Here is a 14,714-nt window from a genome sequence, read left to right on the forward strand (position 1 = left end):
TCGATAAGAGTTTCAGCCTTGCGGTCGGGATGCGCGCTTATTGCACGGTGCGCTGACTTTCCTGACGCAGTTCCTGAACACCTTTCTGGGAATCCTTCACAGCCTGTTCGGCTTTCATGGCCTGAGCCTTGCGTTCAGCGACGCGGGCGTCCCACTCAGCCTGTTCGGCGAGGAGGCGAGCCTGGTCATACTTCTTGTCGTGCATGGCAATTTCGGCTTCTTTCAACTTGTCCTGCGCCTGCTTCATTTCCACCGCCGCGAATTCAGTACCACCGGCGCTGACGGCACTGTTGACCGCCGATTGGGTCACGGCGTACTGCTCGGTCGGTGGATTGCCAGCGCAACCGGCCAGCACGAAGCTGGTGCCGATGGCCAGTGCGGCCAGTTTCAGACCGCGCAGGTGAGAGAACGAGGTTTGGTTTTTCATGGTCTTCAACTCCATTAGGCATCTCCTGAAAACTTCTGCATCCATCCTGGTCGAGGAGCCGCAAGCGTCATGTGTAAGCGCGTTTTTGAAACGCTCGTTCCAGGCGTGGTTACCTGTTCCGACCGAAGGCATTTTTCAAAAGTTCAGAAAAGATGGCCCATCGCCCAAAAAAATTTTGACCGAACGGACAAGGCTCTAAAACGGGAACTTTGGCGGGGAGAAGCGGTACGCGCGGGCGATCAAGGAAGTGTGTGTGGGCGCGGGCTTGCTCGCGAAATGCGAGTGTCAGCCCCAAAAAATGTGGCTGACGCAGCGCATTCGCGAGCAAGCCCGCTCCCACGATCGATCCATGTTGGATCAGTGTTTCGGCTTGCCTTCAGTGGCCGACAAGTCATGCAGATGACGCCGCGACAGGGCGAGAAAGCGCGGGGTCGGGCCGACGTCTTCGTACAGCGGATCGCCTTCTTCATCGGTGGCGACCACGGTCGAACCTTGCACATACGGCAGGCTCGCTTCGAACTCTTCGAGGGCGGCGCCGATCAGTTCGCCGAGCAGTTCTTCGGGGTGGCGTTTGGGGTACATCTCGGCAATCGCCGCCAGGCGGGCGGCGGCTTCCACATCCAGATGAATCGTGTAGCCGGTGTCGGTCAGGCGACCTTTGGCGTTTTCTTCCCAATGCTGGGCGAGCTCACGGATTTTCATAAAAACCTCATGTCGCGCCTGCGGGTGGCAGGCCTTGGTGAGTGTCCGGCAGGGCCGGCGGCAAGCCGTTGTGCGGCTTACTGTTGAGACTAGCTCTCTGCCACAAGGTTTAAAGTCCCTTCGTCGTCTGCTTGTAAGAAGCGCCGTAGAGCGGCACTCTCTGGTCCATGCACCGAGTTTCAAGCCATCCGGATTGACTGCTGGAGAAATGCTGATGACCGATATTGATGCACGCTTGCGCGAGGACGTTCACCTGCTCGGTGAGCTGTTGGGCAATACCATTCGTGACCAGTACGGTGAGGGATTTCTCGCCAAGATCGAGCAGATCCGCAAGGGCGCCAAGGCCGACCGGCGCGGTTCGATGGACGCCGAGCTCAGCGCCAGCCTCAATCAGTTGAGTGAAGCTGAATTGCTTCCGGTGGCGCGGGCGTTCAACCAGTTTCTCAACCTGGCGAACATCGCCGAGCAATACCAGTTGATCCACCGCCGCGAAGAGTCCCAGGCCGCGCCGTTCGAGTCCCGCGTGCTGCCGGAATTGCTCGCCCGATTGCGCAACGAAGGGCACAGCGCCGACGCCCTGGCCCGGCAACTGGCGCGGCTGGAAATCGAACTGGTGCTGACCGCGCATCCCACCGAAGTGGCGCGGCGTACGCTGATCCAGAAGTACGACGCAATCGCCGCGCAACTGGCCGCTCAGGATCACCGCGACCTGACCAGCGCCGAGCGCGAGCAGATTCACAACACCCTGCAACGGCTGATCGCCGAAGCCTGGCACACCGAAGAAATCCGCCGCACCCGGCCGACCCCGGTGGACGAGGCCAAGTGGGGGTTCGCGGTGATCGAGCATTCGCTGTGGCAGGCCATTCCCAATCACATGCGCAAGGCCGATCAGGCCTTGTTCGCCGCCACAGGTATGCGTCTGCCACTGGAGGCGGCGCCGATTCGCTTTGCCTCGTGGATGGGCGGTGACCGTGATGGCAACCCGAATGTAACGGCAGCGGTCACGCGCGAAGTGCTGCTGCTGGCGCGCTGGATGGCCGCCGATCTGTACCTGCGTGACGTCGACCACCTGGCGGCCGAACTGTCGATGCAGCAGGCCAGCGATCCCCTCAAGGCCAGGGCCGGCGACAGCGCCGAGCCTTATCGTGCCGTACTCAAGCAACTGCGCGAACGCTTGCGTGCCACGCGCAACTGGGCGCATGCGTCCCTGGCGCAAACCACGGCGGCTCCGGCCGACGTGCTGCACAACAACCGCGACCTGCTGGAGCCACTGGAGCTGTGTTATCACTCGCTGCACGAGTGCGGCATGGGTGTGATCGCCGATGGCCCGCTGCTCGATTGCCTGCGTCGGGCCGTGACCTTCGGCCTGTTCCTGGTGCGTCTCGATGTGCGTCAGGACTCCTCGCGGCACAGCGCGGCGATGACCGAAATCACCGATTACCTCGGCCTCGGTCGCTACGAGGATTGGGACGAAGAACAGCGCATCAGCTTCCTCACCCGCGAACTGAACAACCGTCGGCCATTGCTTCCGGCGCACTTCAAACCTTCGGCGGACACTGCCGAGGTGCTGGCCACCTGCAAGGAAATCGCCGCCGCGCCGGGGGCTTCGCTGGGTTCCTACGTGATCTCCATGGCCGGCGCCGCATCCGATGTGCTTGCCGTGCAACTGCTGCTCAAAGAGTCCGGCGTGCTGCGCCCGATGCGCGTGGTGCCGTTGTTCGAAACCCTGGCCGACCTCGACAATGCCGGGCCGGTGATCGAGCGGCTGTTGCTGCTGCCGGGTTACCGTGCACGCCTGCAAGGCCCGCAGGAAGTGATGATCGGCTACTCCGACTCGGCCAAGGACGCCGGCACCACCGCCGCTGCCTGGGCGCAATACCGCGCGCAGGAGCGGCTGGTGGAAATCTGCCGCGAGCAGCAAGTCGAATTGCTGCTGTTCCACGGTCGTGGTGGCACGGTCGGCCGTGGCGGTGGTCCGGCTCACGCGGCGATTCTGTCGCAACCGCCGGGATCGGTGGCGGGACGCTTCCGCACCACCGAGCAGGGGGAAATGATTCGATTCAAATTCGGCCTGCCGGATATCGCCGAGCAGAACCTCAATCTGTACCTGGCGGCGGTACTCGAAGCGACGCTGCTGCCACCGCCGCCACCGACGCCCGAGTGGCGACATTTGATGGACGAGTTGGCCGCCGACGGTGTCAGCGCCTACCGCGCGGTGGTGCGGGAAAATCCGCAGTTCGTGGAGTATTTCCGCCAGTCGACGCCGGAGCAGGAACTGGGACGCCTGCCTCTGGGCAGCCGCCCGGCCAAGCGCCGTGCCGGCGGCATCGAGAGTCTGCGGGCGATTCCGTGGATCTTCGGCTGGACCCAGACGCGGCTGATGCTGCCGGCGTGGCTCGGCTGGGAAACCGCGCTGAGCAAGGCACTGGAGCGCGGCGAAGGCGAACTGCTGGGGCAGATGCGCGAGCAATGGCCGTTCTTCCGCACCCGCATCGACATGCTGGAAATGGTCCTGGCCAAGGCTGACGCCGACATTGCGCTGTCCTATGACGAACGACTGGTGGAGTCGGACTTGTTACCTTTGGGTGTGCATTTACGCGACCTATTGTCGCAGGCATGTTCCGTCGTCCTTGGCCTGACTGGCCAGTCGCAACTGCTGGCACATAGCCCTGACACGCTGGAATTCATCCGTCTGCGCAACACCTATCTCGACCCGTTGCATTTATTGCAGGCCGAGTTGCTGGCCCGTTCGCGGCAGCAGGATGTCGCACAGGGCAGCCCGGTGGAACAGGCGTTGCTGGTGTCTGTGGCGGGGATTGCCGCCGGTTTGCGAAATACCGGCTAAGGTTTTCTGGCCGGGACGCGGCATCCGCGATGAGCGGCGGGTGCCGTTTAATCGGTGTCGGAAAAGTGCGGTCAGGCGACAGTTAATGATGGGGTTGCGACTTGGGTCACCCCGTCGCAAGGTCGCGGCAGGCGCCGGTTTCTCCGACTTTTGGCGTCTTGTGTGGGCGCAGCCTGCTGTGTATCTTGATCAGCCTTTGGCCGTTTGGGCGGCCACGACCCGTTTTCCAGGATTCGCCCGATGTGGCGAATCCTTTGTTTTGTAAAAGCTTTCTATAAAAAAATTGAGGAGCACATCTAATGCGCGTCATTCTGCTGGGAGCTCCCGGGGCCGGTAAAGGTACTCAGGCTAAGTTCATCACCGAGAAATTCGGCATTCCGCAAATCTCCACCGGCGACATGCTGCGTGCGGCGGTCAAGGCCGGCACCGAGCTGGGCATCAAGGCCAAGAGCATCATGGATGCCGGCGGTCTGGTGTCGGATGACCTGATCATCGCGCTGGTCAAGGATCGTATCGCCCAAGCGGATTGCGCCAAGGGTTTTCTGTTCGACGGTTTTCCTCGCACCATTCCTCAGGCTGAAGCCCTGGTGACTGCCGGTGTCGAGCTGGATGCCGTGGTCGAAATCGCTGTCGAAGACGAAGAAATCGTCCAGCGCATCGCCGGTCGTCGCGTTCACGAGGCCAGCGGCCGCGTGTACCACGTTGTCTACAACCCGCCGAAAATCGCCGGCAAGGACGACATCACCGGTGAAGAGCTGGTGCAGCGCAAGGACGACACCGAAGAAACCGTGCGTCATCGCCTGTCGGTCTACCACTCGCAGACCAAGCCGCTGGTGGAGTTCTACCAGAAGCTGTCCGCCAGCCACGCGGGCAAGCCGAAGTACAGCCACATCCCGGGCGTCGGTTCGGTTGAAGCAATCACCGCCAAGGTGCTTGAAGCCCTGAGCTGAAAAACCTGATCCGCTGCATCATCCACGGCCCGCTTGCGGGCCGTAGTTGTTTATACTGGCGCACTTTTTCCCTTCCTGATTTACGGACACATCGATGAGCACCTTGCTGGCCCTGGACACCGCGACTGAAGCTTGCTCCGTTGCCTTGCTGCATGACGGCAAGGTCACGAGCCATTACGAGGTGATCCCGCGCCTGCACGCGCAGAAACTGCTGCCGATGATCCAGCAACTGCTGGCCGACGCCGGCACCACGCTGCAGACGGTGGATGCCATCGCTTTCGGTCGCGGCCCGGGCGCATTCACCGGTGTGCGGATCGCCATTGGCGTGGTGCAGGGTCTGGCGTTCGCCCTGGATCGGCCGGTGCTGCCGGTGTCGAACCTGGCGGTGCTGGCGCAACGGGCCTATCGCGAGCATGGCGCACGCCAGGTCGCGGCGGCCATCGACGCACGCATGGACGAAGTGTATTGGGGCTGCTACCGCGAGACGGCCGGGGAGATGCGTCTGGTGGGCGCCGAGGCGGTGCTGGCCCCGGAAGTCGCGGCATTGCCGGACGCCGCCGACGGCGACTGGTTCGGCGCGGGCACGGGTTGGGGTTATGGCGAGCGCCTCGCCGTGACGCTGACCGGTTCGGATGCCGGCATGCTGCCCCACGCCGAAGACCTGCTGACCCTGGCGCGTTTCGCCTGGGCGCGCGGTGAAGCGATTCCGGCGGACGATGCCCAGCCGGTTTACCTGCGTGACAAGGTCGCCACCCCCAAGGCCCGCTGATTCCCCCTGCTCCAGTGGGAGCGGACTTGCTCGCGAAAACGGTTGATCAGTCGCCAACAATGGCGGCTGGAATGACGCCTTCGCGAGCAGACCCGCTCCCACAGGGCGATCCAGTGCCGAAGCCCTGCCAATCGTCAGTTTCTAACCCCGCGCTTTAAACCTTTTGTCTTTTATGTGTTCTAGTTATCACTCGGCGATTTGCTAAGTCGGTCAGGTGCCGCTAAATTGCCATCATCGATACCGAGCATGACTTTATGCGTATAGACGGCGTTTCCACTCATTCGTATCCCATCAAGCGCAAGCCTCGCAAAGGCAATGTGGCGCTGGATGAGTCCGTCGACGATATCGACGGCGAGCTGGAATTCCCCACCGAGGAGCAACTGGCTGCCCGTGCCGCCAAGGCTACGGCGCAACGCCTGAGCAATCTGCCCGCCCGCCAACAAGACATGATCTACCACCGCGCGATGAAGAAAAGCGTCGCCATGGCGCTCGCCAGCTACCTGAGCACCGCCGGTTTTGTCGATTGGGATGCAGACGTGCTGGGCCTCGATCTGTACATCTGATGGATTTGCCTTACTACCTCGGCTGTCCGTCCTGGAGCGAAAACGCCTGGCGCGAGTACCTCTATCCGGCTGATGCCAGGACTTCCGATTTCCTCGGTCTCTACTCTCAAGTATTCAATGCCGTGGAAGGCAACACGACCTTCTACGCCAGCCCGTCGCCGGCCACTGTGCAGCGCTGGGCGGAAGTCATGCCCGAACACTTTCGCTTCACCGCCAAGTTTCCCGGTGACATCAGTCACGGTGGCGACCTGCGCGATCAGCTGACCGCCGCCGAAACCTTCGTCCAGTTGCTCAGTCCGCTGGGCGCGCGGGTTTCGCCGCTGTGGCTGCAACTGTCGAAGAGCTTCACCCCGCAGCGTCTTCCGGAACTGGCGGCGTTCATTGATGCCCTTGATCGGCCGCTGGCGGTGGAGGTGCGCCACGATCAGTTCTTCGCCAAAGGTGAAAGTGAACGCCTGCTCAATCGCCTGCTGCTCGATCGCGGGGTGGAGCGCATCTGTCTGGATCCGCGTGCATTGTTCAGTTGCCTGTCCACCGACTCTTCGGTGATTCACGCGCAATCGAAAAAGCCCCGTGTTCCGACTCGTCCGGCGGCGTTCACCCGGCATCCTCAAGTGCGTTTCATCGGCCATCCGGAGCTGGAGGCCAACGACCCGTTCCTAGTGCCCTGGGTGGCAAAAATTGCCGAGTGGATCGAGGACGGCCGCATGCCCTACATCTTCCTGCACACCGCCGACAATCTTCTGGCGGCGAAACTGGCGCAACGTTTTCACGCACAACTGATGCAACGTTTGCCTGGCCTGGCGCCTCTGCCTGAGCTATACAGAGAACCCGCCGCCGAGCAACTTGGCTTGCTCTGACGCGGAGTCGTTTCCCGCTCAGGAGCCTGCCAATGGACGCGCAAACCCGTAAAGCCGAAGCCTTCAAAGCCCTGCACGAACGCAGCGAGATTTTCGTCATCCCCAACCCGTGGGACGCCGGTTCGGCGAAGATGCTCGCCAGTCTCGGCTATCAGGCCCTGGCCACTACCAGTGCCGGCTATGCCTTCTCCCAGAGCAAACCCGATGGTGGCCTGAGTCTCGATGAAACCCTGGACAACGTTCGGGCGATTGTTGCGGCCACCGATCTGCCGGTGGCGGTGGATCTGGAAAACGGTTTTGCCGATGCGCCGGCGGAATTGGCGCAAAGCCTGATTCGCGCCGCCCAGGCCGGTGCGGTGGGTGGTTCCATCGAGGACGCCACGGGCCGGGAGGAGACGCCGATCTACTGCTTCGAGCATGCCGTGGCGCGGATCGAAGCCGCTGTCGCCGCCGTGCGCACGTTGCCGTTTCCCTTCATGCTGACCGCCCGCGCGGAAAACTACCTGCACGGCAATCCTGATATCAACGACACCCTCCGCCGCTTGCAGGCCTTCGCCGAAGCGGGCGCCGATGTGCTTTACGCGCCGGGTTTGCGAACCGCCGAGGAAGTGTTGGCAGTGGTGCGCGCGGTGGCGCCGAAACCGGTCAATGTGCTGATGTCCGGCGGGTTGAAGCTGACCGTGCAGCAACTGGCGGAAATGGGCGTGCGGCGGGTCAGCACTGGCTCGGCGCTGGCCCTGGCGGCTTATGGTGAGTTTTTCCGTGCGGCGGAAGAAATCCAGCAGTCGGGCACGTTCGGCTTCACTTCGCGTTCGATGCCGTACGCCCGGGCCAATCAGTTTTTCAAAGGCTGAGTGATGTTTGCCGAGGATCAGGCGGCGATGCGCAGGTTCTGCTGAACGATCGGGCGTACCCAGCCATTGTCGAAATCCAGAGCCTTCTGCTGCTCGGCGATTTCTTCCGGCGAGAACGGCGGGAAGGGTTTTTCCATCAGGTCGAGGTCGAACTCGGCGATCGGCAGGTACAACGGACGTTTCTGCGGCGCGGCGCCTGGCTCCGGAACCGGCTGGCCGTTGGTCAGGACGATCGGGCGAACCCAGCCACTGTCGAAGTCCTGCTGCTTTTGCTGGGCGCGGATCTCTTCCGGCGGGAACGGCGGGAACGGCTTGTCGGCCAGCTCCATTTCGAACTCGGCGATCGGCAGGAACAACGGCTCCGGCGGACGCACCTGGGTTTCGACCACGTCGCACTCGCGCTGGCTGACGATGTGCGCGTGTAGGTCGCTGCCGACGGTCGGTTCTTCAGGGCTTTGCAGATCGACCGGCGGAAACGTGCCACAGGCCGGAACCACATCACTCGACTGCTCGACCATCGCCTGGGCAAAGAAATCCTGCCACAGATGACTGACGCCGCTCAGTGCTTGAGTGTTTTGACGGCTGAAATCGCCATGGGGCGAGATGTAGCCAATCGATGTGGGGAGAATGCCTGACATTTTTTTCGGTCGACGCTCAGCTCTGGCAAAATGCGCGTTGATTGGGTTATCGGCCGCTTTCGCCGATCCTTAACTTTTTGAGCGTGTTTTCCATGATTGAGCAACCTGCGGCCTGCCGCATCCATGTCGAGGCCCTCGCTCCGACGTTCGCAGCGCAGGCCGAGCAGTGGGCCGAACGCCTGAATCTGCCTTTGCAGGTGGCCGACGGCGAGTTTGCCTTGCAGGTCGGCGAGCAGGGTTTGCAACTGCAACAGCTGGGGCCTGACGCACCGGGGCCGGTGCGGGTCGATTTCGTCGAGGGCGGCGCGGCCCATCGCCGGTTGTATGGCGGAGGCAGCGGGCAAATGATCGCCAAGGCTGTCGGCATCACCCAGGGCGTACGCCCACGGGTGCTGGATGCCACGGCGGGGCTGGGCAAGGACGCGTTCGTGCTGGCCAGCCTGGGTTGCGAGATGAGCCTGATCGAGCGCCAGCCGCTGATCGGCGCGCTGCTGGAGGACGGTCTGGCGCGGGCGGCGGAAGATTTCGAGGTGGCGCCGATCGTCGCGCGGATGACGCTGCTCAAGGGCAACTCCATCGAGGTGATGCGCAACTGGCAAGGCGAGCCGCCACAGGTGATCTACCTCGACCCGATGTTCCCGCATCGTGAGAAAACGGCGCTGGTGAAGAAGGAAATGCGCCTGTTCCGGCCACTGGTAGGGGATGATCCGGATGCGCCGGCCTTGCTGGAAGCTGCGTTGGCGCTGGCGAGTCATCGCGTGGTGGTCAAGCGTCCGCGCAAGGCGCCGTGCATCGAAGGGCCGAAGCCGAGCCATGCGCTGGACGGCAAATCCAGCCGGTACGACATCTATCCGAAAAAGGCGCTGAAGGCCTGAACCCGGCTTGTTCAGGGGATTTGTGATGTAGACAGATCCTCGTGGGGGCGGGCGTGCTTGCGAAGACGTCCGGCAAAACACCGCGAGACTTCTAGGGCCGATACGCCCGCATGAACAGTCCCACCACTTCCTGGACATGACTCTCCGCCGCCTCAGCGGTCGGTGGCTCGCCACAACCCAGCAATACCCGGAAATTCGCCGCGCCCTTGATCAGGCAGAAGAAGTGCTCGGCGGCATTGTGCGGTTTGTCGATGTTCAACGCGCCCGAGTCATGGATGCGCTGCAGCAGCTGCCCCATCTCCGACAGCATGCGCTGTGGGCCCGCCTCGAAGAACACCTGCGACAGCTTCGGATCCTGGCTGCCCAGCGCCATCATCAGGCGATGCAGGTTCACCGACTCATCGCTGTTGATCAGTTGCTGGAAGCCTCTGGCAATGTTCAGCAACACATTTTCCACGGCAAAGCCGTCCGGCAATTCGAAGAACAGCGGCGGCAATTGTTCTTCGCATTTGGCCATCACGGCAGCGGAAAACAGCGTCTCCTTGTCGTTGAAATGGCTGTAGACCGTCAGTTTGGAAACGCCGGCCGCGGTGGCCACCGCGTCCATGCTGGTGTTGGCGTAACCCTGAGTCAGAAACAGGGATTTGGCCGCATCGAGAATCGCCTGGCGCTTGACCAGATCCTTCGGACGGCCGGGGCCGTTTGGAGCTGAAAGATTGTTCGACATTCTTCGCTTTTAATACTGGACTGGTGAGTTTGCTATTAATAACATACCGGTCAGTATAATTATTCCAAGCACCATTAGCGAAAGGTCTGTCACCATGTTCCGCCATGCGTTGTCCTTTACGTTGCCAGTCGGTCTGGCGTTTTTATTGTCGGCATGCGGTCAGGAAGAGGTGACGCAAGTCGCCGTGCGACCGGCCATGGTGGTGCAGCCAGAGCCTTCGGCCCAGGCGATGGAAAGTTATCCGGGCGAGGTTCGCGCCCGCTACGAGCCCGATCTGGCGTTCCGCATCGGCGGCAAGGTCAGCCGACGACTGGTCGAAGAAGGCCAGCGAGTGAAGGCCGATCAGCCGCTCGCCGAACTCGATCCCCAGGACGTGCGTCTGCAACTGGAAGCCACCCGTGCTCAGGTCGCCGCCGCCGAAGCCAATCTGAATCTGGTGCGCGCCGAACGCGATCGCTACAAGACCCTCATGGAGCGGCAGATGGTCAGCCGCTCGGCCTACGACAACGCGGAGAATCTGTACCGCTCCGGCGAGGCCCGCCTCAAGCAGATCAAAGCCGAATTCAACGTCTCGACCAACCAGGCCAGCTACGCCGTGCTGCGTGCGCCGCAGGATGGTGTGGTCGCCAAGCGCTCGGTCGAAGTCGGGCAAGTGGTGGCCGCCGGGCAAACCGTGTTCACCCTCGCCACCGATGGCGAGCGGGAAGTGCTGATCAGCCTGCCGGAGCAGAGCTTCGGCCGGTTCAAGGTCGGCCAGGCGGTTTCCGTGGAGTTGTGGACGCAGCAGAACCAGCGCTTTGCCGGGCAGATTCGTGAGCTGTCGCCGGCAGCCGATCCGAAATCCCGCACCTTCGCCGCGCGCATCACCTTCGCCAGCGGCAAGGTGCCGGTCGAACTCGGCCAGAGCGCGCGGGTGTTCGTGCAGACCGCTGATGTCGTCCCGCTGTCGGTGCCACTCTCGGCGCTGACGGCGGAAAACGGCGCGACCTACGTCTGGGTGGTCAGCGCCAACAATACGTTGAAGAAGACCCCGGTGCGCATCGGCCCGTTCGGTGAAAAAACCGTGCCGGTGCTCGAAGGCCTGAACGCCAGTGACTGGGTAGTGGCGGCCGGTGTTCATGTGTTGCTCGAGGGGCAGCAGGTACGCCCCGTGGATCGCTCCAACCGTGTGGTCAATCTGGCGGACAAGGAGTAAGTCCCGATGCGCTTCAACCTTTCCGAGTGGGCGTTGCGTAATCGCCAGATCGTACTGTTCCTGATGCTTCTGCTGGCGATCGTCGGTGCGTTGTCCTACACCAAGCTGGGGCAGAGCGAAGACCCGCCGTTCACCTTCAAGGCCATGGTGATCCAGACCCGCTGGCCGGGTGCGACCGCGCAGGAAGTTTCGCGCCAGGTCACCGAACGCATCGAAAAGAAACTGATGGAAACCGGCGAATACGAACGCATCGTGTCGTTCTCCCGCCCCGGCGAATCCCAGGTCACGTTCATTGCCCGCGACTCCATGCATTCGGTGGAAATTCCGGACCTCTGGTATCAGGTGCGCAAGAAGGTCGGCGACATTCGCCAGACCCTGCCGCCGGGCATTCAGGGGCCGTTTTTCAACGATGAATTCGGCACCACTTTCGGCAACATCTATGCCCTGACCGGCGACGGTTTCGACTACGCGGTGCTCAAGGATTACGCCGACCGTATCCAGATCCAGCTGCAACGGGTCAAGGACGTGGGCAAGGTCGACCTGCTGGGCTTGCAGGACGAGAAAATCTGGGTCGAATTATCCAACGTCAAACTCGCCACCCTCGGCCTGCCCCTGGCGGCGGTGCAGCAGGCGCTGGAAGAGCAGAACGCGGTGTCCACCGCCGGGTTCTTCGAAACCGGCAGCGAGCGATTGCAGCTACGGGTTTCAGGGAATTTTCAGACAGTTGACGAGATCCGCAACTTCCCGATCCGGGTGGGTGACCGCACCTTCCGCATCTCCGATGTCGCCGACGTTCGACGCGGTTTCAACGATCCGCCGGCGCCACGCATGCGTTTCATGGGCGAAGACGCCATTGGTCTTGCGGTGGCGATGAAGGACGGCGGCGACATTCTGGTGCTGGGCAAGGCGCTGGAAATCGAATTCGCCCGCATCCAGAAAAACCTTCCGGCCGGCATGCAGTTGCGCAAGGTCTCCGACCAGCCGGCGGCGGTGAAAACCGGTGTTGGCGAGTTCGTCCAGGTGCTGGTCGAAGCGCTGGCGATCGTGTTGCTGGTGAGCTTCTTCTCTCTGGGCGTGCGCACCGGCATGGTGGTGGCACTGACCATTCCGCTGGTGTTGGCGATGACCTTCGCCTGCATGTATTACCTCGGCATCGGCCTGCACAAGATCTCCCTCGGCGCACTGGTGCTGGCGTTGGGCTTGCTGGTGGACGACGCGATTATCGCCGTGGAGATGATGGCGATCAAAATGGAGCAGGGCTTCGACCGGATCAAGGCGGCCAGCTACGCCTGGACCAGCACCGCGTTCCCGATGCTCACCGGTACGCTGATCACCGCCGCCGGCTTCCTGCCGATTGCCACCGCGCAGTCCGGCACCGGCGAATACACCCGCTCGATCTTCCAGGTGGTGACCATCGCGCTGCTCGCGTCCTGGGTGGCGGCGGTGGTGTTTGTGCCGTATCTGGGGGAAAAGCTCCTGCCGGATCTGGCGAAAATTCATGCAGCCAAACATGGCACCGGCGATGGCCAGCCGGACCCTTATGGCACGCCGTTCTATCAGCGGGTGCGTCGTCTGGTGGAGTGGTGTGTGCGGCGGCGCAAAACCGTGATCCTGCTGACCGTGGGGTTGTTCGTTGCTTCGGTGATGCTGTTCCGCTTCGTGCCGCAGCAATTCTTCCCGGCCTCCAACCGGCTGGAGTTGATGGTCGATCTGAAACTGGCCGAAGGGGCCTCGCTGGCCAATACCACCGCCGAGGTCAAGCGACTGGAGGCGATGCTCAAGGATCACGCCGGCATCGATAACTACGTGGCTTATGTCGGCACCGGATCGCCGCGTTTCTACCTGCCACTGGATCAGCAACTGCCGGCCGCCAGCTTCGCCCAGTTCGTGGTGCTGGCGAAAACCATCGAGGAGCGCGAAGCCCTGCGCAGCTGGTTGATCGATACGCTCAACGAGCAATTCCCGGCCCTGCGTTCGCGGGTCACGCGCCTGGAGAACGGGCCGCCGGTCGGCTATCCGGTGCAGTTCCGGATCACTGGCGAACACATCGAGGAAGTCCGCGCCCTGGCGCGCAAGGTTGCGGCCAAGGTGCGCGAGAATCCGCATGTGGCGAACGTGCATCTGGATTGGGAAGAACCGAGCAAGGTCGTCTACCTGAACATCGATCAGGACCGTGCCCGCGCCCTTGGCGTGAGTACCGCGAATCTGGCGAAATTCCTCCAGAGTTCGCTGACCGGCTCCAGCGTCAGCCAGTATCGCGAAGACAACGAGCTGATCGAGATCCTTCTGCGCGGCACCGTGCATGAACGCACCGAGCTGTCGCTGCTGCCAAGCCTGGCGGTGCCGACCGACAACGGTCGCAGCGTGGCGCTGTCGCAGATCGCCACGCTGGAATATGGCTTCGAAGAGGGCATCATCTGGCACCGCAATCGTCTGCCGAACGTGACCGTGCGGGCCGACATTTATGGCAAGGAGCAGCCGGCGACGCTGGTCAAACAGATCCTGCCGACCCTTGATCCGATCCGTGCCGAACTGCCGGACGGTTATCTGCTGGACGTGGGCGGTACGGTGGAAGACTCCGAACGTGGGCAGAAGTCGGTGAATGCCGGCGTGCCGATGTTCATTGTCGTGGTGCTGACGTTGCTGATGGTGCAACTGCGCAGTTTCTCACGCACGGCGATGGTGTTTCTGACGGCGCCGCTGGGGTTGATCGGGGTGACGCTGTTCCTGATGGTGTTCCGTCAGCCGTTCGGGTTTGTGGCGATGCTGGGGACGATTGCACTGTCGGGGATGATCATGCGCAACTCGGTGATTCTGGTGGATCAGATCGAGCAGGACATCGCGGCCGGCTTGAAGCCCTGGCAGGCGATCATCGAGGCGACGGTGCGCAGGTTCCGGCCGATTGTGCTGACGGCGCTGGCGGCGGTGCTGGCGATGATTCCGCTGTCGCGCAGTGTGTTTTTCGGGCCGATGGCGGTGGCGATCATGGGCGGGTTGATTGTTGCTACGGCGTTGACGTTGTTGTTTTTGCCGGCGCTTTATGCGGCTTGGTTCAGGGTTCGTCGGGATTCTTGAATGGGTTTGGGCTTGGGCTTGGCGGCCTCTGGGCCGACCAGGTTCTTGTCTGGTTTGGGTGAATATCCGTTTCTTCGGGTGTTGCGGCTGGCGGTTTCGCCCTTACGGCGAGTCACCTTTTTCAGACGCCAAAAAGGTAACCCAAAAGGCTTGGCCCCGGCGTTCGGCTCCTCGCTGAGGCTCGGAGTTCCTTCGTTACGGGATCCATCCGGGGGCATCGCCTACGGTTTGCTT

At 62.2% G+C, this 14,714-nt stretch carries 13 protein-coding genes; 9 read left to right on the forward strand and 4 right to left on the reverse strand.

Features of this window, described 5'->3' with window-relative positions; all coding sequences use genetic code 11:
- Positions 1–37 precede the first annotated feature (37 nt).
- Complete coding sequence (locus tag KVQ74_RS17355) at positions 38–442, reverse strand: DUF4398 domain-containing protein (RefSeq protein ID WP_217832398.1); 405 nt, start codon at positions 440–442, stop codon at positions 38–40.
- Positions 443–784: 342 nt separating this feature from the next.
- Complete coding sequence (locus KVQ74_RS17360) at positions 785–1,129, reverse strand: pilin assembly protein (protein ID WP_217832399.1); 345 nt, start codon at positions 1,127–1,129, stop codon at positions 785–787.
- Positions 1,130–1,343: 214 nt separating this feature from the next.
- On the opposite strand from KVQ74_RS17360, the gene ppc reads away from it, so the two are divergent.
- The 6 genes from ppc to KVQ74_RS17390 all read left to right on the forward strand — a co-directional run bounded on the left by ppc (position 1,344) and on the right by KVQ74_RS17390 (position 7,970).
- Positions 1,344–3,974, forward strand: a complete 2,631-nt coding sequence (gene ppc, locus KVQ74_RS17365; RefSeq protein ID WP_217832400.1) for a phosphoenolpyruvate carboxylase — start codon at positions 1,344–1,346, stop codon at positions 3,972–3,974.
- A 299-nt stretch (positions 3,975–4,273) separates the two neighbouring features.
- Positions 4,274–4,924, forward strand: coding sequence for an adenylate kinase (gene adk, locus KVQ74_RS17370; RefSeq protein ID WP_217832401.1), 651 nt, complete (start codon positions 4,274–4,276; stop codon positions 4,922–4,924).
- 94 nt (positions 4,925–5,018) lie between these two features.
- Positions 5,019–5,693 (forward strand): tRNA (adenosine(37)-N6)-threonylcarbamoyltransferase complex dimerization subunit type 1 TsaB, encoded by a 675-nt coding sequence (gene tsaB / locus KVQ74_RS17375; protein ID WP_217832402.1) that lies wholly within the window; start codon positions 5,019–5,021, stop codon positions 5,691–5,693.
- Positions 5,694–5,947: 254 nt separating this feature from the next.
- A complete protein-coding gene (locus KVQ74_RS17380) occupies positions 5,948–6,256 on the forward strand; it encodes a hypothetical protein (RefSeq protein ID WP_217832403.1) in 309 nt (102 codons plus the stop codon).
- Positions 6,256–7,116, forward strand: coding sequence for a DUF72 domain-containing protein (locus KVQ74_RS17385; protein WP_217832404.1), 861 nt, complete (start codon positions 6,256–6,258; stop codon positions 7,114–7,116). Before KVQ74_RS17380 ends, KVQ74_RS17385 begins: the two co-directional genes overlap by 1 nt.
- Positions 7,117–7,148: 32 nt before the next feature.
- Positions 7,149–7,970, forward strand: coding sequence for an isocitrate lyase/PEP mutase family protein (locus tag KVQ74_RS17390; RefSeq protein WP_217832405.1), 822 nt, complete (start codon positions 7,149–7,151; stop codon positions 7,968–7,970).
- 17 nt (positions 7,971–7,987) lie between these two features.
- Here the strand turns inward: KVQ74_RS17390 and KVQ74_RS17395 are convergent, their stop codons facing one another.
- Positions 7,988–8,608 carry an energy transducer TonB gene (locus tag KVQ74_RS17395; protein ID WP_217832406.1) on the reverse strand — a complete coding sequence of 207 codons (621 nt, stop codon included), beginning with the start codon at positions 8,606–8,608 and terminating at the stop codon, positions 7,988–7,990.
- A 92-nt stretch (positions 8,609–8,700) separates the two neighbouring features.
- On the opposite strand from KVQ74_RS17395, the gene KVQ74_RS17400 reads away from it, so the two are divergent.
- Positions 8,701–9,483: a class I SAM-dependent methyltransferase gene (locus tag KVQ74_RS17400; RefSeq protein WP_225930063.1), complete on the forward strand. Its 783-nt coding sequence runs from the start codon at positions 8,701–8,703 to the stop codon at positions 9,481–9,483.
- Between the two features lie 91 nt (positions 9,484–9,574).
- Here KVQ74_RS17400 and KVQ74_RS17405 read toward each other — a convergent pair whose 3' ends face one another.
- The gene (locus tag KVQ74_RS17405) at positions 9,575–10,210 is read right to left on the reverse strand and encodes a TetR/AcrR family transcriptional regulator (RefSeq protein WP_217832407.1); all 636 of its coding nucleotides are present in this window, start codon (positions 10,208–10,210) and stop codon (positions 9,575–9,577) included.
- Between the two features lie 94 nt (positions 10,211–10,304).
- Between KVQ74_RS17405 and KVQ74_RS17410 the strand changes: the two genes are divergently transcribed.
- On the forward strand, positions 10,305–11,405 hold the full coding sequence (locus tag KVQ74_RS17410) for an efflux RND transporter periplasmic adaptor subunit (protein ID WP_217832408.1): 1,101 nt from the start codon (positions 10,305–10,307) through the stop codon (positions 11,403–11,405).
- 6 nt (positions 11,406–11,411) lie between these two features.
- The gene (locus tag KVQ74_RS17415; RefSeq protein ID WP_217832409.1) at positions 11,412–14,480 is read left to right on the forward strand and encodes an efflux RND transporter permease subunit; all 3,069 of its coding nucleotides are present in this window, start codon (positions 11,412–11,414) and stop codon (positions 14,478–14,480) included.
- Positions 14,481–14,714: the final 234 nt, after the last annotated feature.

Origin of the sequence: Pseudomonas botevensis, assembly GCF_019145475.1 — a bacterium.
Classification (GTDB): domain Bacteria; phylum Pseudomonadota; class Gammaproteobacteria; order Pseudomonadales; family Pseudomonadaceae; genus Aquipseudomonas; species Aquipseudomonas botevensis.